Here is a 24,676-nt window from a genome sequence, read left to right as displayed (position 1 = left end):
CAAAAGTATTATAAAATACCTTACTCAATATCACTTATTAAGGAATTGATATGGCAAAAGAGCAATCTAACAACCTCACTGAACAACTCACAGATACGCAAAAAACAGCAGTTGAACAAACTGAAACAATGCAATCTGTTCCGCAAACTATTGTGAAAAAAACAGGTACAGCATTAAGTTTATTCGCAATACTTGTTGCGCTAAGTATTGGTGGAGCTGGATACTATTTTGGTCAGCAGCAAATGGCTAAAATTCAACAGAAATTAACCGCACTTGAAAATCAAACGGGAGCAGATCTTTCCTCAAATAATACCAACAACAATAAACGACTTACACAATTAGAACAGGGTTTAAAAACTGCACAAGAAAATATAGCGCAACTGGAACAATTGATTGTAAGCAAAACAGGGGAAATAGCATCCTTACAAACTCAAATGAAACAAATAAATCAGCTTACCATCGCACAGCAACCTAGCGATTGGTTATTTTCCGAAGCTGATTTTTTACTAAATAATGCCCTGCGTAAACTTGTTTTAGATAACGATGTTGATACAGCGGTTTCTTTATTAAAATTAGCTGATGAAGCCCTCGTCAAGGTTAATAATTCACAGGCAAATGAAATTCGTAGTGCAATCAATCAAGATTTAAAACAACTCCTTTCACTTTCAAGTGTGGATCAAAATGCGGTAATGCAAAAACTGTCACAGCTTGCAAACACAGTCGATGAATTACAAGCTTTGAATGTAAATTTTGATGAAACATCTAAAAATAATGATAAATTATCGAACAACATTACTGACTGGCAACAAAATATTGAAAAAAGTGCAACCTCTTTCCTAAATCATTTTATTCGTATTTCGCCAAAACAAAATTCAAATAAAAAAGAATTACTTGCACCAAATCAAGATATTTATCTTCGTGAGAACATTCGTCTACGTTTACAGCTTGCAATTATGGCAGTTCCTCGTCAGCAAAATGAACTTTATAAGCAATCTTTAGAAGCTGTTTCTTCTTGGGTTCGTAGCTATTTTGATACAAACTCTGAAGTAACACAAAATTTCTTAAAATTAGTAGATGGATTCTCTGATACTTCTATTTATGTAGATGTACCAGAGCAATTAAAAAGTTTAACATTACTTGACAAATATCTTAATCGTACAGCTTTAGATATACAAAAAGTGGAAATTGAAGCAGACAAAGCGATTGATACAATGCCTAAAGTAGAAGCTGTTAAACCAACACAACCTGAATCACAACAATAAGGATAAGTCTATGTTTAGAGTGCTTTTTTTAATGCTGACATTGCTTGTAGGACTTGTAGCTGGGCCTTATATTTCTGGTCAGCAAGGTTATGTGCGCATTGAGACAGCAAATCGTATTATAGAAATGTCCATCACTACCTTAGTGATTTTTTTCATTATTTCTTTAGCGATAATTTATGCTTTTGAATGGGGCATCACTCGTTTCTTTCGTTTAAGTCGTAGCTCTTATCAATGGTTTTCTAATCGAAAACGTGTAAAAGCACAAAAACAAACCCTTGAAGGCCTGGTAAAAATGAATGAAGGGGATTATGCTAAAGCAGAAAAATTAATTGGCAAAAATGCTAAACATTCTGCTGAACCTGTACTAAACCTAATCAAAGCAGCCGAAGCCGCTCAACAACGTGGCGACGAATTTAGTGCAAATCGCTATTTAATTGAAGCAACAGAATTAGCAGGTTCTGATAATTTGCTCGTGGAAATTGCCCGTACTCGCATTTTATTGCAACAAAATAAATTACCTGCAGCGCGCAGTTCTGTAGATAGCTTATTAGAAATGGCTCGTCGTAATAAAGAAGTATTAAAACTCGCGGTAGATATTTATCTTCGTTCTAAAGCCTATCAAGCTCTAGATAAAATTTTGGATAATGTTGAGAATAGCGGTTTATTCAATGATGAAGAACTCAAAGATCTTCGCTCTAAAACCGAAAATGGTTTACTCGACGAGAAAATGAACGAAGAAGGAATTGATGGCTTGCTAACTTGGTGGAGTCAGCAACCTCGTCATCGCCGTAGCAATATTGAACTTAAAATTAGCCTTATTCAACGTTTAATTGACTGTAATGATCATGAATCAGCTACTGAATTGACATTTGAAATACTGAAAAAACTCAGTAACAATACAGCAATCAGTTTACCTCTTTGTACTCAAATTACACGTTTACAACCAGAAGATAACAGCAAGCTTCTCAAGCTAATAGAAAAACGTGCAAAACGTGCGGATGAAAAACAAAAATGCTGTATCAATCGTGCTTTGGGTTATTTATATGTTCGTAACAATGAATTTGTTAAAGCAGCAGATGTATTCAAAAACGTGATGGCTTGCCCTGAACAGTTAGAGCCAAATGATTTGATGATGGCATCCTATGTATTTGAACAAGCAGGCGATAAAGCGTTAGCTGAGCAAGTTCGCCAAGAGAGTTTGAAATCAGTGATGGCAATTCAAGATGTTGTGCCAGAAAGTGCGGAAGAAAAAACAGAAGAAAATTCAACCGCACTTTTAGAAAGCAAATCTGAGTAACTCAACTTAAAAGACAAAACGCACTTCAATTGAAGTGCGTTTTTTGTTGTTTTGAATCTAAAACTATATATTTTTCAGTTTATTAGAATATAACACCAAACAGAGTGCGATCACCATAATCAAAATTGCTCCTGCAAATAAGATGGTATCCACCGAGCTTTCATGATTAACAATGATTAAACGCAACATCGCAGTGATCCCAGCATAAATAAAATAGCGTAAAGGGAAGTGATATCCGCTTTTAAAATACTGCACAATCAAACCAATAAACCCGAAATATAAGAAAAACATTACTGCTTGTTCAGCAACATCATAAGGTACAACAGACGAAGTGTTAAGCACCATCATAGATAAAGTATAAGTTATTTTTACAAGGGCAATAATAAGCACAATCGCTAGCGCAATCAACGCTGCACAAAGCACAATTTTCAATACATCAGTAATGATTCGTGGCAATTTTTCTAATTCTGGGACTCTTCCATTTTTATTCCTTACAACAAAATTAAGACTCGTACTCTAATGTAAAATTATAAAACTGGTCAAAATTATTTAAAAATAATGTTCAAAAAACTATTACTTATAATATTAAACAAAATTAATTATTAGAAATTATTATATTCCTACGCATTTAAATGCGATCACATAATAAAGTTTATGAATAAATGTCACATTTACGCCACACGAAGAGAATGATTTCTCACAAGAAAATTTTTACAATGTAGTAAATTATTGAAAATGATAGGCTTTTTAATGGCAGGGGCGGAGAGGCTCGAACTCCCAACACCCGGTTTTGGAGACCGGTGCTCTACCAATTGAACTACGCCCCTATTGGTATAGATAAATTATGATATAAATAATTGGCGGAATGGACGGGACTCGAACCCGCGACCCCCTGCGTGACAGGCAGGTATTCTAACCAGCTGAACTACCACTCCGCTAAAAATGACAATTGGCAGTGCCTTACTCTCACATGGGGAAACCCCACACTACCATCAGCGTTACAACATTTCACTTCTGAGTTCGGTATGGTATCAGGTGGACCTATTGCACTATCTCTGCCAAAGATTCTTTATTTTTTTAATTTACTCAATGAATAAACTAAAAAAATAAAACCCGGCGGTGCCCTACTCTCACATGGGGAAACCCCACACTACCATCGGCATTACAGCGTTTCACTTCTGAGTTCGGTATGGTCTCAGGTGGTTCCACCGCACTATCGCCGCCGGGATAATTCTTTGATAACTTCTCTCTTTGTTTCTTCTCTTTTACGACTTCACTTTTTTCGTCTCTCTTCTTATCGGCAACAAGCTGAATAGTTAGTTTAGTTTAGTTAATTTCTCTTCTCTTTCGCTCTTTTCCCAAAAACACTTGAGCGTTGTATAGTTAAGCCTCTCGGGCAATTAGTATCTGTTAGCTCAATGACTCACATCACTTACACACCAGACCTATCTACGTCTTCGTCTTAAACAACCCTTACTGTCTTAAAGACAGGGAGAACTCATCTCTTGGCAAGTTTCGTGCTTAGATGCTTTCAGCACTTATCTCTTCCGCACTTAGCTACCCGGCAATGCGTCTGGCGACACAACCGGAACACCAGTGGTGCGTCCACTCCGGTCCTCTCGTACTAGGAGCAGCCCCAACCAATTCTCCTACGCCCACGGCAGATAGGGACCGAACTGTCTCACGACGTTCTAAACCCAGCTCGCGTACCACTTTAAATGGCGAACAGCCATACCCTTGGGACCTACTTCAGCCCCAGGATGTGATGAGCCGACATCGAGGTGCCAAACACCGCCGTCGATATGAACTCTTGGGCGGTATCAGCCTGTTATCCCCGGAGTACCTTTTATCCGTTGAGCGATGGCCCTTCCATTCAGAACCACCGGATCACTATGACCTACTTTCGTACCTGCTCGACTTGTCTGTCTCGCAGTTAAGCTTGCTTATACCATTGCACTAACCTCACGATGTCCGACCGTGATTAGCAAACCTTCGTGCTCCTCCGTTACGCTTTGGGAGGAGACCGCCCCAGTCAAACTACCCACCAGACACTGTCCGAGACCACGTTCCGCAATCTTCGTTAGAACATCAAACGTTAAAGGGTGGTATTTCAAGGATGACTCCATAATCACTGGCGTGACTACTTCTAAGTCTCCCACCTATCCTACACATCAAAATTCAATGTTCAGTGTCAAGCTATAGTAAAGGTTCACGGGGTCTTTCCGTCTAGCCGCGGGTACACCGCATCTTCACGGCGATTTCAATTTCACTGAGTCTCGGGTGGAGACAGCCTGGCCATCATTATGCCATTCGTGCAGGTCGGAACTTACCCGACAAGGAATTTCGCTACCTTAGGACCGTTATAGTTACGGCCGCCGTTTACTGGGGCTTCGATCAGGTGCTTCTCTTTCGATTACACCATCAATTAACCTTCCAGCACCGGGCAGGCATCACACCCTATACCTCCACTTTCGTGTTTGCAGAGTGCTGTGTTTTTAATAAACAGTTGCAGCCAGCTGGTATCTTCGACCGGTTCAACCTTCGAGAGTAAATCTCTACAATCTACGCCGGCGCACCTTCTCCCGAAGTTACGGTGCTATTTTGCCTAGTTCCTTCACCCGAGTTCTCTCAAGCGCCTGAGTATTCTCTACCTGACCACCTGTGTCGGTTTTCAGTACGGTTTAGTAAAGCCTGTCGCTTAGTGGCTTTTCCTGGAAGTGTGGTATCAGTTACTTCAGCTCCTTAGAGCCTCGTCATCATCTCTCAGTGTTTAATAGAAGTCCGGATTTGCCTAAACTTCCCACCTACCAACTTAAACGCACATATCCAACAGTGCGATAACCTAACCTACTCCGTCCCCACATCGCAGCTTTACCAAGTACAGGAATATTAACCTGTTTCCCATCGACTACGCTTTTCAGCCTCGCCTTAGGGGCCGACTCACCCTGCCCCGATTAACGTTGGACAGGAACCCTTGGTCTTCCGGCGAACGGGTTTTTCACCCGTTTTATCGTTACTTATGTCAGCATTCGCACTTCTGATACGTCCAGCTAACCTCTCGATTAACCTTCATCCGCTTACAGAACGCTCCCCTACCCAACAGACTTTCGTCTGATGCCGCAGCTTCGGTGCTATATTTCAGCCCCGTTACATCTTCCGCGCAGGCCGACTCGACTAGTGAGCTATTACGCTTTCTTTAAATGATGGCTGCTTCTAAGCCAACATCCTAGCTGTCTAAGCCTTCCCACTTCGTTTCCCACTTAATATAGACTTGGGGACCTTAGCTGGCGGTCTGGGTTGTTTCCCTCTCCACGACGGACGTTAGCACCCGCCGTGTGTCTCCTGAGTATCACTCTTTGGTATTCGTAGTTTGCATCGGGTTGGTAATCCGGGATGGACCCCTAGCCGAAACAGTGCTCTACCCCCAAAGGTGTCACCTCAAGGCTCTACCTAAATAGATTTCGGGGAGAACCAGCTATCTCCCGGTTTGATTGGCCTTTCACCCCCAGCCACAAGTCATCCGCTAATTTTTCAACATTAGTCGGTTCGGTCCTCCAGTTAGTGTTACCCAACCTTCAACCTGCCCATGGCTAGATCACCGGGTTTCGGGTCTATACCTTGCAACTCTTCGCCCAGTTAAGACTCGGTTTCCCTTCGGCTCCCCTATTCGGTTAACCTCGCTACAAAATATAAGTCGCTGACCCATTATACAAAAGGTACGCAGTCACCCTTTCAGGCTCCCACTGCTTGTACGTACAAGGTTTCAGGTTCTATTTCACTCCCCTCACCGGGGTTCTTTTCGCCTTTCCTTCACAGTACTGGTTCACTATCGGTCAATCAGGAGTATTTAGCCTTGGAGGATGGTCCCCCTTCTTCAAACAGGATATCACGTGTCCCGCCCTACTTCTCGTTAGCTTAGTACCACAATATGGTTTTTAGATACGGGATTATCACCCTCTTTGATTGTGTTTCCCAACACATTCTCCTAACTATACTGCTATCACTTACTGGCTCTTTCGCTTTCGCTCGCCGCTACTGACGAAATCTCGGTTGATTTCTTTTCCTCGGGGTACTTAGATGTTTCAGTTCTCCCGGTTTGCCTCAACAAGCTATGAATTCACTTGTTAATAGTAGATTCTTCATCTACTGGGTTTCCCCATTCGGATATCTTGGATTAAACGCCTCTTATCGACTCATCCAAGCTTTTCGCAGATTAGCACGTCCTTCTTCGCCTCTGATTGCCAAGGCATCCACCTTGTACGCTTAGTCACTTAACTATACAACCTCAAATGTTTTCAATCACTTTAAGTTTTCACTTCAAAGTGCGGTCAATTTGATGCGTATCTTCATTCAACTAAACACTTGATTGCTTTTGTTCAATCAAGATTTTATGCAAAACAGGTTTTGTTTTTAGAGTTTCCTTTTCAGTTCTCTCTTTCACTTTCCTATCTTGCCTACTCAGACTTTCTCTCGAAAATCTCTTGTTTTCAGCTTGTTTCCAATTTTTTAAAGAACAGTTGATAAAACTTTTCAGTTATCATCGTTAAATAAACTAAAAAAAATTAAAATTAAAATTAAAATTAAATTTAAAATTAAACTTAAAACTAAGAATAAAATAACCTAATATTTAAAATAGTTTAATCACTACCTTAATACATTATTAATTTATCTTTTTCTAATTTACTTAACGATGATAAGTGGTGGAGATAAGCGGGATCGAACCGCTGACCTCCTGCGTGCAAGGCAGGCGCTCTCCCAGCTGAGCTATATCCCCATTTCATCATAATTTAATAACTAATTATTTACCTTTTAGTTATTATTTATTTACACTACACCTTTCGCTTCACTCACTCTCAGAGTGGTGGGTCTGAGTGGACTTGAACCACCGACCTCACCCTTATCAGGGGTGCGCTCTAACCACCTGAGCTACAGACCCAAGGGTAATGTTTTCTCCTGCTCATTTGTCTACAATTATCAGCCAATCTGTGTGAGCACTCGCTGTCTCTCGTCTTTGGTAAGGAGGTGATCCAACCGCAGGTTCCCCTACGGTTACCTTGTTACGACTTCACCCCAGTCATGAATCATACCGTGGTAAACGCCCTCCTAAAGGTTAAGCTATCTACTTCTGGTACAACCCACTCCCATGGTGTGACGGGCGGTGTGTACAAGGCCCGGGAACGTATTCACCGCGACATTCTGATTCGCGATTACTAGCGATTCCGACTTCATGGAGTCGAGTTGCAGACTCCAATCCGGACTTAGACGTACTTTATGAGATTCGCTCCACCTCGCAGCTTCGCTTCCCTCTGTATACGCCATTGTAGCACGTGTGTAGCCCTACTCGTAAGGGCCATGATGACTTGACGTCATCCCCACCTTCCTCCAGTTTATCACTGGCAGTCTCCTTTGAGTTCCCGACCGTATCGCTGGCAACAAAGGATAAGGGTTGCGCTCGTTGCGGGACTTAACCCAACATTTCACAACACGAGCTGACGACAGCCATGCAGCACCTGTCTCAACGTTCCCGAAGGCACTCCAATATCTCTATCGGATTCGTTGGATGTCAAGAGTAGGTAAGGTTCTTCGCGTTGCATCGAATTAAACCACATGCTCCACCGCTTGTGCGGGCCCCCGTCAATTCATTTGAGTTTTAACCTTGCGGCCGTACTCCCCAGGCGGTCGATTTATCACGTTAGCTACGGGCGCCAGAGTTAAACCCCAACCCCCAAATCGACAGCGTTTACAGCGTGGACTACCAGGGTATCTAATCCTGTTTGCTCCCCACGCTTTCGCACATGAGCGTCAGTACATTCCCAAGGGGCTGCCTTCGCCTTCGGTATTCCTCCACATCTCTACGCATTTCACCGCTACACGTGGAATTCTACCCCTCCCTAAAGTACTCTAGTTACCCAGTCTGAAATGCTATTCCCAGGTTAAGCCCGGGGCTTTCACACCTCACTTAAATAACCGCCTGCGTGCCCTTTACGCCCAGTTATTCCGATTAACGCTCGCACCCTCCGTATTACCGCGGCTGCTGGCACGGAGTTAGCCGGTGCTTCTTCTGTATTTAACGTCAATTTGATGTACTATTAACACATCAACCTTCCTCAATACCGAAAGAACTTTACAACCCGAAGGCCTTCTTCATTCACGCGGCATGGCTGCGTCAGGGTTCCCCCATTGCGCAATATTCCCCACTGCTGCCTCCCGTAGGAGTCTGGACCGTGTCTCAGTTCCAGTGTGGCTGGTCATCCTCTCAGACCAGCTAGAGATCGCAGGCTTGGTAGGCCTTTACCCCACCAACTACCTAATCCCACTTGGGCTCATCCTATGGCATGCGGCCTTACAGTCCCGCACTTTCATCTTCCGATTCTACGCGGTATTAGCGACAGTTTCCCGTCGTTATCCCCCTCCATAAGCCAGATTCCCAAGCATTACTCACCCGTCCGCCACTCGTCAGCAAGAAAGCAAGCTTCCTCCTGCTACCGTTCGACTTGCATGTGTTAAGCCTGCCGCCAGCGTTCAATCTGAGCCATGATCAAACTCTTCAATTCAAGTTCAATCGCTCAATATACTGCTTAGCTATAAATAAACACTACTTAAAAAAGTAATTATGAATTTTCAGTTAAGCACCTATTAAGACTTCAAAATTAAAAAATATTTTTAAAACAAGTCAATCAACAAGTGCCCACACAGATTGTCTGATATATTGTTAAAGAGCAAAAAAGAACGACGCACTTGGAAACTTAAAAAACTTCACAACAGTGCGTCGTTGTGTGCGGTGCATTATAGGGATTTTAAAAACCCTTGCAAGTACTTTTTGTAAAAATATTTAAAAAAATGATCTTTTGATGGAAATATAAACATTTCATTAAAAGTGCGGTTAGAATAGTCAAACTTTTATTGCTATTATTTCTTACGCAATGAAACTTCTCCACCATTAAACATCTGAATTTTATTACCACATAACACTTTTAAATAACCACGTTCATCTATGCCTTGTTCAATGCCTGAAATAACACCTTGTTCAGTCAGCACATTTACTTCATTATTTGAAAACGCATTATATGATTGCCATGCTTGCTGAAATTCCGCATTAATACCATTTTGCTCAAAGGTATTTAACCGTTTGTATAAATGTTGAATAAGTTTTGGTAACAAAATTTGGCGATCTGCATCAGGATCAATTTCAGATACTTCCGCATAAGGCTGACTAATTTCCGTTTGTTTTGGCAACAACACATTAATACCTACGCCAATCACTAAATTGAGCATACCATTTTTATGGTTAGCGATTTCAACCAAAATTCCGCCCAACTTTCTTCCATTAAACAAAATATCATTTGGCCATTTCACTTGCACCTTTAGCACTTCAGCAATCGCCAAACCAATAATTAAACTTAATCCCTCAATTGATTTTTTAGGATCAAATGTCCAATAAAAGCTAAACATAATTTGCCCGGCAAAAGGCGATAGCCATTGACGACCACGCCGACCACGCCCCACCGTTTGATATTCAGCCACGCAAAGATCCCCTTTTTTTAAGGAAGATATATTTTGTAGTATCCATTCATTTGTAGAGGAAATTATCGGCTGATAATAGATACCATAAGGAAAAAGTGCGGTTGAAATTTGCTGAGGATTTAATAAAGGAAGCATTGGCACTAAGCGATAATCTTGCCCATCAACAAGAATATCCAAACCGATTTCACGTAATTGTTGAATATCTGCCTCCAGATTTTTAGAAAACTTTTCCAATTCAGACCGCACTTTTGGCTGACAATCCGCTAAATATGTCAATAACGTAAAATTCATCATTCATTCCTTATGGCAAATAGTATGAAAATCATAGCATAAATCCTAAAATTTCGTTTTCAAAATAAAGTGAAATCTGTATAATCTCGTCGCAATATTTTTTAACTTCAACTTAGCGAGAATATTGCAATGTCATTACGCATTAAACAAGAAGCCCTTACTTTTGACGATGTTCTACTCGTCCCAGCACATTCAACAGTACTTCCAAATACAGCCAATCTTTCAACCAAACTCACTAAAGAAATTACTTTGAATATTCCTATGCTTTCAGCGGCAATGGATACCGTAACTGAAACCAAACTTGCAATCTCTTTAGCGCAAGAAGGTGGCATTGGCTTTATCCACAAAAATATGACCATTGAACGCCAAGCGGATCGTGTTCGTAAAGTGAAAAAATTCGAAAGTGGTATCGTTTCTGAACCTGTCACTGTTTCGCCAGATTTAACCCTTGCTGAATTAGCGGAATTAGTAAATAAAAACGGCTTCGCAGGCTACCCTGTTGTAGATGGCGAAAATAACTTAATCGGTATCATCACTGGGCGTGACACTCGTTTCGTAAAAGATTTACATCAAACCGTTTCGCAAGTAATGACAAAAAAAGACCGCTTAGTAACGGTAAAAGAAGGGGCAACTCGCGAAGAAATCTTAGCATTAATGCACCAACATCGTGTTGAAAAAGTATTGATGGTCAATGACAGCTTTAAACTGAAAGGAATGATTACCGTTAAAGACTTCCAAAAAGCAGAACAAAAACCAAATGCGTGTAAAGATGAATTTGGTCGTTTACGTGTTGGTGCTGCGGTTGGCGCAGGTGCTGGCAATGAAGAACGTATTGATGCATTAGTGAAAGCAGGCGTAGATGTACTGTTAATTGATTCTTCTCACGGTCACTCAGAAGGCGTATTACAACGCGTTCGTGAAACTCGAGCGAAATATCCAAACTTACCTATCGTTGCGGGTAACGTAGCAACGGCTGAAGGTGCAATCGCATTAGCAGATGCAGGAGCTAGTGCAGTGAAAGTAGGTATTGGTCCTGGTTCAATTTGCACCACACGTATCGTAACCGGTGTAGGCGTGCCACAAATCACAGCTATCGCAGATGCTGCTGCGGCATTAAAAGATCGTGGTATTCCAGTTATTGCTGACGGTGGTATCCGTTTCTCTGGTGATATTGCAAAAGCCATCGCTGCAGGCGCAAGCTGTGTAATGGTTGGCTCAATGCTTGCTGGTACTGAAGAAGCACCGGGCGAAATCGAACTTTACCAAGGTCGTGCATTTAAATCTTACCGTGGTATGGGTTCATTAGGTGCGATGGCGAAAGGCTCATCAGATCGTTATTTCCAATCGGATAACGCGGCAGATAAACTCGTACCAGAAGGTATCGAAGGCCGTATTCCATATAAAGGTTACTTAAAAGAAATCATCCACCAACAAATGGGTGGCTTACGTTCTTGCATGGGCTTAACGGGCTGTGCAACTATTGATGAACTACGCACCAAAGCGGAATTTGTTCGCATTAGTGGTGCAGGCATTAAAGAAAGCCACGTTCACGATGTTGCTATTACTAAAGAAGCACCGAACTATCGTATGGGGTAATCTTTAAGGTGGGCTTTAGCCTGCCTTTTGCTGTTTAAAGTGCGGTTGGTTTTTGCAAAGTTTTAGAGGAAATTAACCGTCCACACTATCAATAATAAGAGCATTATAAATGACAAACATCCACAATCACAAAATCCTGATCCTCGACTTCGGTTCACAATATACTCAACTGATTGCACGTCGTGTGCGTGAAATCGGTGTGTACTGCGAACTTTGGGCGTGGGATGTAACAGAAGAACAAATCCGTGAATTTAATCCAACGGGAATCATTCTTTCAGGCAGCCCTGAAAGCACAACTGAAGAAAACAGCCCGCGTGCGCCTGAATATGTGTTTAACGCAGGCGTGCCGGTGCTCGGCGTTTGCTATGGAATGCAAACGATGGCAATGCAACTTGGCGGTTTAACCGAAACGTCTGACCACCGAGAGTTCGGCTATGCTTCCGTTTCACTTGAAAATTCAACCGCACTTTTTGCAAATCTTAACGATAATTTGACCGCTTCTGAGCCAAAATTAGACGTTTGGATGAGCCATGGCGATAAAGTAACGCGTTTACCAGAAAACTTCAAAGTGACAGGCACGACTCCAACCTGCCCAATTGCGGCAATGTCTGATGAAAGCCGTCATTTCTACGGTGTGCAGTTCCACCCTGAAGTAACGCATACTAAAAAAGGCTTGGAATTATTAACCAACTTCGTAGTAAACATCTGTGGTTGCGAAACCAAATGGACAGCTGAAAACATTATCGAAGATGCCGTTGCTCGTATTAAAGAGCAAGTAGGCGATGATGAAGTGATTTTAGGCTTATCTGGTGGTGTGGACTCTTCTGTTGTTGCATTACTTTTACACCGTGCTATCGGCAAAAAATTACACTGCGTATTTGTGGATAATGGTTTGCTTCGCTTACACGAAGGCGACCAAGTAATGGAAATGTTTGGCGATAAATTCGGTTTAAACATCACTCGTGTTGATGCAGAAAGCCGCTTCCTAGGCGAACTTGCAGGGGTATCAGATCCTGAAGCGAAACGTAAAATTATCGGTAAAGTTTTCGTTGATGTGTTCGATGATGAATCGAAAAAACTCACTAATGTGAAATGGTTGGCACAAGGTACGATTTATCCTGATGTCATCGAATCTGCAGCAAGCAAAACAGGCAAAGCACATGTGATTAAATCACACCACAATGTAGGTGGCTTGCCAGACTATATGAAACTTGGCTTAGTGGAACCATTACGTGAATTGTTTAAAGATGAAGTACGTAAAATCGGTCTAGCATTAGGCTTACCAGCTGAAATGATCAACCGCCACCCATTCCCTGGTCCAGGTTTAGGCGTGCGTGTATTAGGCGAAGTGAAAAAAGAATACTGCGATTTATTACGCCGTGCCGATGCAATCTTTATCGAAGAATTACGCAACAGCGGTTGGTATGAAAAAACCAGCCAAGCCTTCAGCGTATTCTTACCAGTGAAATCTGTAGGTGTAATGGGCGATGGGCGTAAATACGATTGGGTTATCTCACTACGTGCGGTAGAAACCATCGATTTTATGACCGCACATTGGGCACATTTGCCTTATGATTTATTAGGCAAAGTGTCTAACCGTATCATCAACGAAGTGAATGGTATTTCCCGCGTCGTGTACGACATCAGCGGAAAACCACCAGCAACGATCGAATGGGAATAAATTCGCTTTTTAAATCTTGAACAAGACTAAAGGCACGTTTTCTTCACGTGCCTTTATTTATTAATTTTACCGAAAATCAGCATTTTGAATGTAATTTATTGTTAAAGAAAAAATTAGAAAGGAAAAATGTTCAGAAAAAGCTCAAAAAATGGTCGTATTTTAAATACATTAGGTGTAAACTGAAAAGCCTTTTAACTTCTTTATTAAGAGACTAAATTATGCTATTACAAACAAACTAATTTAAGATATTCCTATTTATCTTGTCTAATCTTTTCTTTCATTTATCCCTCCATCGTAACAGCTGCTCCAACAGTTCAAGATACCTCAGACAAATCTCAAGATTCTAATGGCTATTATTACTTCAACTGGGTACCAAATGAAAATTATGATCATAAAGCCGTATCGCGAACAATAAACAACAAAGAAAACTTTTATGGTGATAAAGCTTATGTAAATAGGGCTGGTGGCGGTATGGCAATCGGTATCAATTCACAAGTAACGCCAGAATATAATCCAATACTAGTAAATTCTACAGATCTAAAAACTAATTACACCGCTGAATTATCAATGGCGTTAGGTTATGCTGCCAAAGCGTTGAATTCTGACTCAATCGCAATCGGACAATTTACAGAAGTTTTAGGGCAAGATAGCGTTGCTATGGGATTTGGCGCTTATATTGGTAAACAAAAACAAACTACAGGCGAAAAACCAACATCTATTTACGAAAGTGACTTTAAATTAGAAAGCAACAAGACATATGCTGAACTTATCAAACCTGAAGCCAGCAATCGATTTAATTATTCAACAGTAATTGGTAGTAATGCAAAAGGCTTTGGTTATCATACCACCGCATATGGGGCAGGGGCTGAAGCATACGGCACACACAGTTTATCATTAGGTATAGCAAGCAGAGCAAAAGGGCATTTTTCATCTGCATTAGGTTCTCGAGCTTCAGCAAATAAAGAAGGTTCATTAGCATTAGGGCGAGATAGTGAAGCAGATAAAATGGATGGTGTAGCATTAGGCAGCTATGCCAAAACTGATGTTAATGAGGGCGTTGTAGGATATAACTCAATGGGTAATAAAACAGCGAATGATTTATTGGAAACCGATGAAGCTAAAAAGGCTTATCAAAATTTTACAGTGACAAGAGAAACCGTAGAAACTGCCGAAAAAGCAATGCTTTCAATACGTTCAGCCTATTATGAAATTGAAGATAAACGGGTTGAAAATGAAAAAGCACAACTTAGAGCTGTCGATAAATTCAATACAGTTAATAATTCGTTGAAAAAAACTAGCATTTCTGAAGAAGAAAAAACAGAACTGACTTCTCAAAAAAATGAAATTATCAATACATATAAACAACTTCGTAATGAACGTAAGGAATTAGATAAACAATCACAAAATTTAGCCAATACTTATACTGAAGAATCTAATTCTTGGGAAAAGGCTAGAAATGACTTAATGAAAGCACGAGAAACCATTGGCAAAGAGGCAGGGTCTTGGATTTCAACCGCTTCAGCAGTTTCTGTAGGGAATGCAGAAAAAGGCATTACTCGCCAGTTAAACAACCTTGCTGCAGGGACAAAAGACACCGATGCAGTAAACGTGGCTCAATTAAAAGCAATAGAAGCTAAAGTAGCATCAGGAGGAGTGGAGAGTGCTCGTCAATTTGAAAAAGTCGATAATCAGTTCCGTCAATTAGATAAACGCTTGAATAAAATGACAGCCGAATATCGTAGTGGTATTGCAGGCAGTAATGCAATGGCAGGAGTGCCAACCGTACAAGCTGCAGGCGAGTCAATTTTTGGTTTGGGAGTGGGTTCATTTAAAGGGGAAAGTGCAGTGGCTGCAGGCTACTCTACTGCCTTGAAAAAAGGGAAAGTAGTGGTGAAATTCAATGCTTCCATCAATTCTCGAGGCGATATTGGTACATCAGGTGGCGTGGGCTGGAAGTGGTAATCACGAACAAATAACGGCACACATTTCTTGTGTGCTAATTAATTGTGAGAGGTTTATTCAATACTTGCACTGCAATAGAAACAATTCTCTTTGCAGTGCAATTTTTTTCGCAAATTTTATGAAGAATTAATTTATTTTGGTTGTTTGTTTTAAGAATAAATAACCAAGTATTGCCGAAACCGTTGATCCAAGTAGAATACCTAAACGAGAAAGGGTATTGACACTTTCTCCCGCATTAGCATCAAAAGCAAGGCTTGCTAAGAACATTGACATCGTAAAACCGATTCCACATAAAACCGCAACGGCAAAAATTTGTTTAAAATTAATTCCATCTGGTAATTTAGCTAATCCCAATTTAACAGAAATATAACTAAATCCGAAAACACCGATAGGTTTACCAATAATTAAACCGCTTGCTATAGCCAATAATAATGGCGATGAAATCATATTCACATCTATTCCTGCAAAACTCACACCAGCATTGGCAAATGCAAAGAGCGGTAAAATAACGAAAGATGACCAAGAGGCTAAAATATGCTCGAAATCATCTAATGGGCGTTCTCCTTTTTTACCTTTCAATGGAATGCTAAAACCAATAATAACGCCAGCTAAAGTAGCATGCACACCAGATTTTAATACAGAAGCCCATAAAATTGCACCTACAACCATATAAGCGCAAAGTGCGGAAACTTTGAAACGATTTAGTAATATCAGCGCAATAATTGCCACGGCAGAAAAAATTAGTGCTTGTACACTCAATCCGTGCGAGAAAAATAATGCAATAACAACTATCGCACCGAGGTCATCAATAATAGCAAGGGCAAGTAAAAATATTTTCAGAGGAAGTGGCACTTGTTTACTCAATAACGCCATAATTCCTAGCACAAAAGCAATGTCTGTTGCCATTGGAATTGCCCAGCCATTAGCTAAACTTGGATCTTGTTTAGCGATAAACCAATAAACTACAGCCGGTATAACCATTCCGCCAATAGCTGCAATAGCAGGGAAAATAGCTTGTTGATAGGTAGAAAGTGCGCCTTCAAATAATTCTTTTTTGACTTCCATTCCCACTAATACAAAAAATACTGCCATAAAACCATCGTTAATCCAGTGAATTAAGGTTTTATTAATTGAAAAACTACCAATTTGTAAACTTACAGGCAAATTTAAAAAATCATTATATTGGTTGCTTAACGGCGAATTAGCCAGCAACATCGCAACAACAGCTGAAAAAAGCAATAATATACCACCAGCAGATTCTAATTTAAAAAAACGTTGGATCAGTTTTATCACATAAACCCCTTTAAAAATAAATAGCAAAAAATTCACAAAGGAAGCCATCCTAGCATATTTTCGAAGTTAAAGGAAAAAGTGCGGTAGATTTTGTCGGGATTTTTAGCGAATTGTCGATAAAATGCCATATACTGTGACAAAATTCACATTTTTAATTTTACGCAATAGGGATTTTATCTACTTTGTAGTAGAATGCAGTCCTTTTATTTTTAGAATTAAAAAACTATGTTTTCACGTAAAGATATTATTATTTTAGGAATGATGATCTTCGCCTTATTTTTAGGTGCGGGTAATATCATTTTTCCGCCTATGGAGGGACTTTCCGCAGGACAACATTGGGAGAGTGCTTCCTTAGGCTTTGTTTTAACTGGCGTTTTAATGCCATTTATTACGCTTGTTGTGGTCGCGATTTTAGGTCGTGGCGAAGAACTTACTAAAGATTTACCAAAATGGGCTGGCACAGGTTTCCTTGTTATACTTTATTTAACCATTGGCTCTACCTTTGCAATGCCCCGCATCACTAATGTTGCTTATGAAATGGCGTGGTTACCTTTAGGCTTAGCAGAAGATAATGCGAATGTTCGTTTTGTATTCTCACTAATTTTTAACTTAATCGCTATGGGCTTTATGATTAGCCCAAATACGATCATTTCAAGCGTGGGGAAATTTATGACACCCGCTTTATTAGTGTTACTTATTGCTGTGGCAATTACCGTATTTATTTCGCCTTTATCTGAAATTCAAGCACCAAGTAATGCTTATGAAAATAGCCATTCTTTATTAATCGGTTTAACTAGCGGCTATCAAACCATGGACGTACTCGCAGCCATCGCTTTCGGTGGAATTGTCGCCCGAGCATTATCAGCGAAAAATGTGACAAAAACCAAAGATATTGTGAAATACACCATTTCAGCAGGATTTGTTTCTGTCATTTTACTCGCCGGTTTATATTTTTCTCTTTTCTATCTAGGTGCAACCAGTGCTGCAGTTGCAGAAGGGACAACGAATGGTGGACAAATTTTTTCTCGCTATGTAAATGTATTATTTGGACAGGCTGGCATTTGGATTATGGCAGGTATTATTGTGTTAGCGAGCTTAACAACACTTGTTGGTGTAACTAGCGCATCTGCTGATTATTTTGCAAAATTTTCCTCTCGCTTTTCCTATCCATTTTGGATCGCCCTTTTTACCACGATAACAATCACAGTTTCACAATATGGATTGACTGATTTACTTCGCATTACGATCCCTGCTTTGTTATTAATTTATCCGGTAGCCATTGTGCTTGTTTTATTGCAATTCTTACGCAAAAACCTTCCATCAATAAAATTTACATACAATAGCACATTAATCGTAACTGTTTGTTTTAGTTTATGTGACAGCTTAAATAACGTTAAAATGTTACCAGAAAGCATCAATTCATTATTGAAACACTTCCCTCTTTCATCTGAAGGAATGGCTTGGTTGGTTCCGACTTTAGCAATGTTAGTTGCAAGCATTTTTATTGGAAAAGCACTGCGTAAAACCCATTCTTAATATCACAAAGTGTTTTATTTATCTTTCAACACTCTCAAGGGTTGCATATCACTATTGCCTACAATCACTCGACTCGAATCAGAACGTAGGCAAGTGCCACCATAATGTCCTCCAACAGTAAAAGTACAAACTTGCAAATATTGATCTTCCACTTGTGGTAAACACCAAAGTTGTTGATAAATGTTTTCTTGTTTGCCAAATTTACCCTCTGTGACACCTAAAGTGGCATTATTTTCGCCAATAAGTTTAACATTATCTCCCCGACGACCTGCAATTGGTTTTTGCGCATAGCCATTTTGAATTAAATTTGGCGTGAGATGAAAACTTGCCTCTAACAAATAACGATGATTAGGGAATAAAGACCAAAGCACAGGCAAAAATCGCCTTATTACTTGGAATTGCCGTCCAAAGTGGTTCATAAACCAACACTTCTGGACGAAGTAGTACATCAATTAACCGCACTTTATCTTCAGGATAACCTGTGCGAATAGGCGGAGCCACTTCCATTCCTGTTGTATCTTCACGAAGCTGTTCCAACATTGTTTCCCACGCCCAAGTTTTCCAAACAGTTTGAACTTGATTATTTTCATCATCAATTAATTGACCTCGATTATCCCAATGCAATCCTCCTGTGCCGTGAATAATTTTAGCTTGAAAACCTGCTTGCACTAATGCTTGTTGCATAAACATCGCGTGATAATCTTCTTCATCATCGTGATCTTGTAAAATATGAACTAATTTTGAAGCTTGGCTATGTTGCCAACAATCCGCTAACGCATTACGCAAGCCATCGGACGGATTTTCCCCCAATACGCCACCAGCTTGTTTTGCCCAACGATTCATAATATCGCCTGCTTCAGCATGGCAAGAGGCTGAATCTGTATTATATTCATAAACTTTCAAACCTCGTTCACTCATACAAAAATCTAAACGACCAATAATCGTTTGATAACGGCGATTTTGCCAAGAAAGTCGTAAACGAGGCATCATTTACTACTTGGCGTAAAAAACGTAAAGAAAAGATCTCGTACGCCATACCAACATCGGCAAATACAACACCGTGATTGAGATATAAATAACGACGCGCAAATTCCACACACTGCCATTTATAGCCCATATATTCTCGCCCTAGATAACTCCGAAATGCCGCATCATTCGGGAACTCTTTATCATCTGCAGTATTGTAATCTGAAGAATAAATTGCCACTCCACCAGGCGCATATCCAAGTAAGCTACCAAAAGGATCGTGGGTAATAATATTGGCTGAACGTTCTGACATAGTATCTTCCGAGTAAAAAATAAATGTAAATAGTATAGATCCTTTATTTTTATTACGGAAATGAATAAAAAATTTACTGCGATTTTTATACTTAAAATATTTTTAACGACAATTATAATCTCCTTTTTACTCCTTGATAAAAGCACTACAGTTAGTAAAATTTAAATATATCTAATAAAAAAGGGCGTATATCACGCCCTTAATCACTTAGTTTCAAGATTATTTCCTTAATGCTTTTTTCAATTCAGCCAGTTCTTTTTGCATTGCTGATACTTCTTGTCTCAATTGCAAAACTTCCGCAGAATTGACCGCACTTTGTGTTGAAACTGCAGGTTTTGATTTGTTACCGAATTTCCAAGAAACACCTGCTCCAAAGGTTTTTTCCGAACCAGAAAAACTCCCTGCTACATTAAGCAACACATTTTCAGCGAGCTTAAACACCGCACCCATTGCCATAGCCTGCGCATTTTTATAACTTCCAACACCCAAAGACAACGCAAATTTATCATCTTCGCCTAATTGTGCAGGTTTTAATGAAGCCAACGCCGCCGCACTTGCACCAACGCGATTAATACGTAAATCTGTTCGATTTAAACAGGTATCAACTTGTGTAAATTGATTATTCACTTGACCAATTTTAGCTTCTACTGCATTTAATTGACGGACATTTACTGCATCATAATCTTCTGTGCCATCGGCGACATTGACGATTTTCCGTTTCAATGTATCAGAACCCACTGATACGGTATTTTCTTCATTCGCCACAGACTCTGCACCTAAAGCAACAGAACCATAAGCATTTGCCCGAGTTTCATAACCTAATGCCAAACTTTCTTCTGCCAAAGCCCTACTGTGACTGCCAAAAGTAGCACTGCAGTAGCCCGTTGATTGGCTGCTGTCGCCTACTGCTAGACTTTCAATAGCTGTGGCTGTAGAAAACGCCCCAAATGAACTGGCAAAAAGATTGTGTGAAGAAGATTTAAATCCTAATGCCATCGCACCGTAAGTTTGACCATATTTATCAATTAAATTCTTCTCACTATCGTGAGCCATGTCAATTTTTTTCATAGTTCCACTTACATTAACATCAATATTTTTGCCGATTTTATTGTTATTTTTACCTTTTTCTAATTTTTCCACCAAGCTATGTACACCAAAAGCTATCGAATAGTCTCCATCTTTACTTGTAGATAAAGAACCAATTGCAATAGACCTATACGCGAAAGCTTCAGCATAATGACCAACTGCAACACCTCCCTTTTCTGAATTAGAATTTATACCAATAGCAGTACTAAATTTTCCTTTTTGACCATCTGATCCAGATTTAGCCCCATAGCCTATAGCTAAAGAACCTATGCTTTTTACGTGAGTATCTCCACCGATAGCAACTGCTCCAATGGATGGTTTAGCTCCACTTTCTGTAGAATTAGTTACTTTACTACCATCTCCAATGGCAACATTATATCCACCATCGCCCGGCACCGTACCATAAGTAGCGATCCATTTTAGATCTTGTGAAAAAGACTGAACAGAATAAAAAGATGTGGAAATAAGTAGAGTGATTAAAGAAAGGCGGGTTAGACTATTTTGCTTTTGCTTGCTTAATGATTGCCATAATATTGTTCCTTTTGTCAAATAAATAATAATTAAGGGTTTGAAACTTTAACAAAAAATAAAAAAGAAAAATAGGTGTTTATTTGCACATTGAAAAAGTTCATTGGTTTTACTGATAAATAAACCTCCCCCATCTTGCATTATCCCCCTTACAGTGTCAAACTCTCCGCACTTTTTAAAACTGTAAAAAATAATGACAAAAAAACGTAAAAACTTAATCAACCAAGATCCTCATTACAAACGAGAATTGGAAAAATACGGCAATCCAATCCCGAGCCGTGAATTTATTTTAAGCGTTATTCGAGGCAATAATGCACCGATGAATCGGGATGAAATTTTGACCGCACTTTCCATTCGAAATGAAGATCAAATAGAGGCGATGCGTCGCCGATTACGCGCGATGGAAAATGATGGGCAATTAGTGTTCACCAAACGTAAACGCTATGCCTTACCAGAAAAATTAGATTTATTTAAAGGCACGGTAATTGGTCATCGCGAGGGTTTTGGTTTTTTACAGGTCGATGGCAAAAAGGATGATTTATTCATTCCAAACCATCAAATGCAAAGAGTCATGCATGGAGATTTTGTCTTAGCGCAACCTGCTGGATTAGATCGTCGTGGTCGCCGTGAAGTGCGAATTGTGCGCGTATTAGAAAGCCGTAAAAAACAAATTGTGGGTCGCTTTTTCTTAGAAAACGGTTTCAGCTATGTGGTGCCTGATGACAGCAGAATTGGTCGTGATATTCTCGTGCCAAATGAACATCGTAATGGCGCACGAATGGGGCAAGTTGTGGTTGTCGAATTGCAAGAACGCTCTGCTAGTTTTAACCAGCCAATTGGCGTAATTACTGAAATCCTAGGCGATAATATGGCGAAAGGAATGGAAGTGGAAATCGCCTTGCGTAACCACGATATTCCCCATAAGTTTCCAAGTGCGGTGGAAAAATACGTAAAAAAATTCACTGAAGAAGTCCCAGAAGAAGCCAAAAAAGGTCGTGTGGATTTACGTCATTTACCGCTTGTTACCATTGATGGCGAAGATGCGCGGGATTTTGATGATGCTGTTTATTGTGAAAAACATGGCAAAGGCTGGAAACTTTGGGTAGCGATTGCGGATGTCAGTTATTACGTACGTTTACGTTCCGCTTTGGATGTAGAAGCGCATAATCGTGGTAACTCGGTCTATTTTCCAAACCGAGTTGTACCCATGCTACCTGAAATTTTATCAAACGGTTTATGCTCTCTTAACCCTCAAGTGGATCGTTTGTGTATGGTGTGTGAGATGCAAATTTCAGCCAAAGGTAAGCTCACAGATTATCGCTTTTATGAAGCGGTGATGAATTCTCACGCCCGCCTCACTTATACCAAAGTAGCCAAAATGCTTGAAGGCGATGAAGAATTACGCACTCGTTATCAAGGACTTATTCCACATTTAGAAGAATTGCATCATCTCTATAAAGCATTACTCAATGCCCGAAAACAACGTGGTGCGATCGATTTTGAAACCATTGAAACTAAGTTTATTTTTAATGCAATGGGGAGAATTGAGCGTATTGAACCCGTTGTTCGTAACGATGCCCACAAAATCATTGAGGAATGTATGATTCTTGCGAATATCGCAGCAGCCAATTTTATGGAAAAACATAAAGAGCCAGCGTTATATCGTATTCATTCCATCCCGAGCGAAGAAAAATTAACATCTTTCCGCACTTTCTTAAGTGAGTTTGGTTTAACTTTAGAAGGCGGATTAAAACCAACCACAAAAGACTATGCGGCTCTCTTAGAAAAAGTTAAAGAACGACCAGATCACGAACTTATTCAAACAATGTTGCTCCGCTCTTTAAGCCAAGCTGTCTATCATGCTGACAATATTGGACACTTTGGTTTGGCTTTGGAAGAGTATGCACACTTTACTTCGCCAATTCGCCGTTATCCAGACTTAACACTTCATCGAGGCATCAAATATTTACTCGCTAAAGAACAAGGCGCAAAACGTAAAACAACGGATACTGGCGGTTATCATTACTCTTTTGATGAAATGGATTTACTTGGCAATCATTGTTCAATGACGGAACGCCGTGCTGACGACGCCACTCGTGAAGTGGCAGATTGGCTAAAATGTGAATATATGCAAGATCATATTGGCGAAGAATTTAGCGGTGTTATTTCATCTGTGACGGGATTTGGTTTATTTATACGCTTAGATGATTTATTCATCGATGGTTTAGTCCATATTTCGACTTTAGAAAACGATTATTACCAATTCGATGCAACAAAACAGCGTTTAATTGGCGAAAATAGCGGAATGCAATATCGCTTAGGCGATAAAGTTCGCATCAAAGTTGAAGCGGTACATTTAGAAAATAAAATGGTCGATTTCTCGCTGATGGGGAGTGAACGTAAGCCTCGTCGTGCTGGAAAAACCGCGAAAGAAAAAGCCAAGAAAGTCTTTAAAGAACTACCGTCTAAAACATCCCAGAAACGAAAAAGTGCGGTAAAAAAGAAAGAAGTTTCTAAGAAAACATCTAGAAAACGAAAATAATTCACTTCCTATTTTAAGAATGAATTAAAAATTCAAATAAAAAAAGAGAAATTTATGTCAGAACAAATCTACGGCATTCATGCTGTTAATAGTATTTTAACCCATTCGCCAGAGCGTCTAATTGAAGTTTTCGTACTTAAAGGACGTGAAGATAAACGCCTACAGCCACTCTTAAACGAACTTTATTCCCTAGGAATTGGTGTGCAATTCGTTAATCGACAAACTCTTGATAAAAAAGCCGATGGCGAAGTTCATCAAGGTGTCATTGCTCGGGTACAAGCAGCAAAAGAACTTAATGAAAATGATCTTGATGAAATTCTTGCGAATAAACAAAACCCGCTTTTATTAGTTTTAGATGGCGTGACTGACCCACACAACTTGGGAGCATGTTTGCGAACAGCTGATGCAGCGGGCGTAGTGGCAGTGATCGTACCGAAAGATAAATCGGCACAATTAACGTCTATCTCGCGTAAAGTTGCTTGTGGCGCAGCAGAAACCGTGCCGTTAATTCGTGTAACCAATCTTTCTCGCACACTACGCGATTTACAGCAAAACCATAATATTTGGGTGGTTGGCACTGCTGGCGAAGCAACTGAAACCATTTATCAAAGCAAACTGACAGGGCCACTAGCACTTGTAATGGGAGCTGAAGGCGAGGGAATGCGTCGTTTAACACGTGAACATTGCGATCAACTGATTAGCATTCCAATGGCTGGTTCAGTTTCATCATTAAATGTATCTGTCGCAACAGGGGTATGTTTATTTGAAATTGTACGTCAGCGTTTAGGTTCATAAAAAA

General features: G+C 40.1%; 12 protein-coding genes, 4 tRNA genes, 4 rRNA genes and 1 pseudogene. 8 read left to right on the top strand and 13 right to left on the bottom strand.

All coding sequences use genetic code 11. The features are described 5' to 3' along the window. Nucleotides 1–50: 50 nt before the first annotated feature. Together ACPT8Q_RS04130 and ACPT8Q_RS04125 are read left to right on the top strand one after the other, a co-directional pair. The gene (locus tag ACPT8Q_RS04130; RefSeq protein ID WP_050949040.1) at nucleotides 51–1,262 is read left to right on the top strand and encodes a uroporphyrinogen-III C-methyltransferase; all 1,212 of its coding nucleotides are present in this window, start codon (nucleotides 51–53) and stop codon (nucleotides 1,260–1,262) included. Nucleotides 1,263–1,272: 10 nt separating this feature from the next. Beyond that, nucleotides 1,273–2,559, top strand: a complete 1,287-nt coding sequence (locus ACPT8Q_RS04125) for a heme biosynthesis protein HemY (RefSeq protein WP_050847087.1) — start codon at nucleotides 1,273–1,275, stop codon at nucleotides 2,557–2,559. A gap of 63 nt (nucleotides 2,560–2,622) precedes the next feature. Here the strand turns inward: ACPT8Q_RS04125 and psiE are convergent, their stop codons facing one another. The 10 genes from psiE to birA form a co-directional block, all read right to left on the bottom strand. Further along, a complete protein-coding gene (gene psiE, locus ACPT8Q_RS04120) occupies nucleotides 2,623–3,015 on the bottom strand; it encodes a phosphate-starvation-inducible protein PsiE (RefSeq protein ID WP_050949039.1) in 393 nt (130 codons plus the stop codon). Between the two features lie 295 nt (nucleotides 3,016–3,310). Continuing rightward, nucleotides 3,311–3,386, bottom strand: a tRNA-Trp gene (locus ACPT8Q_RS04115). 31 nt (nucleotides 3,387–3,417) lie between these two features. Next, nucleotides 3,418–3,494: transfer RNA gene (locus ACPT8Q_RS04110), tRNA-Asp, on the bottom strand. Nucleotides 3,495–3,506: 12 nt separating this feature from the next. After that, nucleotides 3,507–3,622, bottom strand: a 5S ribosomal RNA gene (rrf, locus tag ACPT8Q_RS04105). 48 nt (nucleotides 3,623–3,670) lie between these two features. After that, nucleotides 3,671–3,786, bottom strand: a 5S ribosomal RNA gene (rrf, locus tag ACPT8Q_RS04100). Between the two features lie 152 nt (nucleotides 3,787–3,938). After that, nucleotides 3,939–6,836 (bottom strand): 23S ribosomal RNA (locus ACPT8Q_RS04095). 421 nt (nucleotides 6,837–7,257) lie between these two features. Then, nucleotides 7,258–7,333: transfer RNA gene (locus ACPT8Q_RS04090), tRNA-Ala, on the bottom strand. An 85-nt stretch (nucleotides 7,334–7,418) separates the two neighbouring features. Continuing rightward, nucleotides 7,419–7,495 (bottom strand) — tRNA-Ile (locus tag ACPT8Q_RS04085). Between the two features lie 79 nt (nucleotides 7,496–7,574). Next, a 16S ribosomal RNA gene (locus ACPT8Q_RS04080) occupies nucleotides 7,575–9,113 on the bottom strand. The 16S, 23S and 5S rRNA genes sit together here with 4 tRNA genes alongside, the layout of an rRNA operon. Before the next feature lie 355 nt (nucleotides 9,114–9,468). Then, nucleotides 9,469–10,374, bottom strand: coding sequence for a bifunctional biotin--[acetyl-CoA-carboxylase] ligase/biotin operon repressor BirA (birA, locus tag ACPT8Q_RS04075; RefSeq protein WP_050948980.1), 906 nt, complete (start codon nucleotides 10,372–10,374; stop codon nucleotides 9,469–9,471). 129 nt (nucleotides 10,375–10,503) lie between these two features. On the opposite strand from birA, the gene guaB reads away from it, so the two are divergent. The 3 genes from guaB (at nucleotide 10,504) to ACPT8Q_RS04060 (ending at nucleotide 15,613) form a co-directional block, all read left to right on the top strand. Continuing rightward, nucleotides 10,504–11,970 (top strand): IMP dehydrogenase, encoded by a 1,467-nt coding sequence (guaB, locus tag ACPT8Q_RS04070; protein WP_050948979.1) that lies wholly within the window; start codon nucleotides 10,504–10,506, stop codon nucleotides 11,968–11,970. A 109-nt stretch (nucleotides 11,971–12,079) separates the two neighbouring features. Then, nucleotides 12,080–13,651: a glutamine-hydrolyzing GMP synthase gene (gene guaA / locus ACPT8Q_RS04065; protein WP_050948978.1), complete on the top strand. Its 1,572-nt coding sequence runs from the start codon at nucleotides 12,080–12,082 to the stop codon at nucleotides 13,649–13,651. A gap of 471 nt (nucleotides 13,652–14,122) precedes the next feature. Beyond that, nucleotides 14,123–15,613, top strand: coding sequence for a YadA-like family protein (locus tag ACPT8Q_RS04060; protein ID WP_050948977.1), 1,491 nt, complete (start codon nucleotides 14,123–14,125; stop codon nucleotides 15,611–15,613). A gap of 126 nt (nucleotides 15,614–15,739) precedes the next feature. Here ACPT8Q_RS04060 and nhaA read toward each other — a convergent pair whose 3' ends face one another. Next, nucleotides 15,740–16,942, bottom strand: a complete 1,203-nt coding sequence (gene nhaA, locus ACPT8Q_RS04055; RefSeq protein WP_050948982.1) for a Na+/H+ antiporter NhaA — start codon at nucleotides 16,940–16,942, stop codon at nucleotides 15,740–15,742. A 189-nt stretch (nucleotides 16,943–17,131) separates the two neighbouring features. Between nhaA and brnQ the strand changes: the two genes are divergently transcribed. Continuing rightward, nucleotides 17,132–18,442 (top strand): branched-chain amino acid transport system II carrier protein, encoded by a 1,311-nt coding sequence (gene brnQ / locus ACPT8Q_RS04050; RefSeq protein WP_050948976.1) that lies wholly within the window; start codon nucleotides 17,132–17,134, stop codon nucleotides 18,440–18,442. Nucleotides 18,443–18,456: 14 nt separating this feature from the next. On the opposite strand, the pseudogene ACPT8Q_RS04045 reads toward brnQ, so the two are convergent. Both ACPT8Q_RS04045 and ACPT8Q_RS04040 read right to left on the bottom strand, forming a co-directional pair. Further along, nucleotides 18,457–19,721: pseudogene (locus ACPT8Q_RS04045) on the bottom strand (glutathionylspermidine synthase family protein). 219 nt (nucleotides 19,722–19,940) lie between these two features. Beyond that, nucleotides 19,941–21,356, bottom strand: coding sequence for a YadA-like family protein (locus ACPT8Q_RS04040; RefSeq protein WP_425622310.1), 1,416 nt, complete (start codon nucleotides 21,354–21,356; stop codon nucleotides 19,941–19,943). A gap of 172 nt (nucleotides 21,357–21,528) precedes the next feature. Between ACPT8Q_RS04040 and rnr the strand changes: the two genes are divergently transcribed. Further along, nucleotides 21,529–23,877 carry a ribonuclease R gene (gene rnr / locus ACPT8Q_RS04035; RefSeq protein WP_050948975.1) on the top strand — a complete coding sequence of 783 codons (2,349 nt, stop codon included), beginning with the start codon at nucleotides 21,529–21,531 and terminating at the stop codon, nucleotides 23,875–23,877. A 54-nt stretch (nucleotides 23,878–23,931) separates the two neighbouring features. Then, nucleotides 23,932–24,672 (top strand): 23S rRNA (guanosine(2251)-2'-O)-methyltransferase RlmB, encoded by a 741-nt coding sequence (gene rlmB / locus ACPT8Q_RS04030; RefSeq protein WP_050948974.1) that lies wholly within the window; start codon nucleotides 23,932–23,934, stop codon nucleotides 24,670–24,672. Nucleotides 24,673–24,676 lie beyond the last annotated feature (4 nt).

This window comes from Haemophilus sp. HN_Hi10 (assembly GCF_049821985.1).
GTDB lineage: Bacteria > Pseudomonadota > Gammaproteobacteria > Enterobacterales > Pasteurellaceae > Haemophilus > Haemophilus influenzae_D.
This window is presented reverse-complemented; position numbering and strand designations above follow the sequence as displayed.

Excerpts from the sequence above, each read along its gene's own strand:
- rlmB (WP_050948974.1), top strand. The coding sequence starts at position 23,932 with ATGTCAGAACAAATCTACGGCATTCATGCTGTTAATAGTATTTTAACC.
- ACPT8Q_RS04060 (WP_050948977.1), top strand. The coding sequence starts at position 14,123 with ATGGCAATCGGTATCAATTCACAAGTAACGCCAGAATATAATCCAATA.
- guaA (WP_050948978.1), top strand. The coding sequence starts at position 12,080 with ATGACAAACATCCACAATCACAAAATCCTGATCCTCGACTTCGGTTCA.
- ACPT8Q_RS04125 (WP_050847087.1), top strand. The coding sequence starts at position 1,273 with ATGTTTAGAGTGCTTTTTTTAATGCTGACATTGCTTGTAGGACTTGTA.
- guaB (WP_050948979.1), top strand. The coding sequence starts at position 10,504 with ATGTCATTACGCATTAAACAAGAAGCCCTTACTTTTGACGATGTTCTA.
- ACPT8Q_RS04130 (WP_050949040.1), top strand. The coding sequence starts at position 51 with ATGGCAAAAGAGCAATCTAACAACCTCACTGAACAACTCACAGATACG.
- rnr (WP_050948975.1), top strand. The coding sequence starts at position 21,529 with ATGACAAAAAAACGTAAAAACTTAATCAACCAAGATCCTCATTACAAA.
- birA (WP_050948980.1), bottom strand. The coding sequence starts at position 10,374 with ATGAATTTTACGTTATTGACATATTTAGCGGATTGTCAGCCAAAAGTG.
- brnQ (WP_050948976.1), top strand. The coding sequence starts at position 17,132 with ATGTTTTCACGTAAAGATATTATTATTTTAGGAATGATGATCTTCGCC.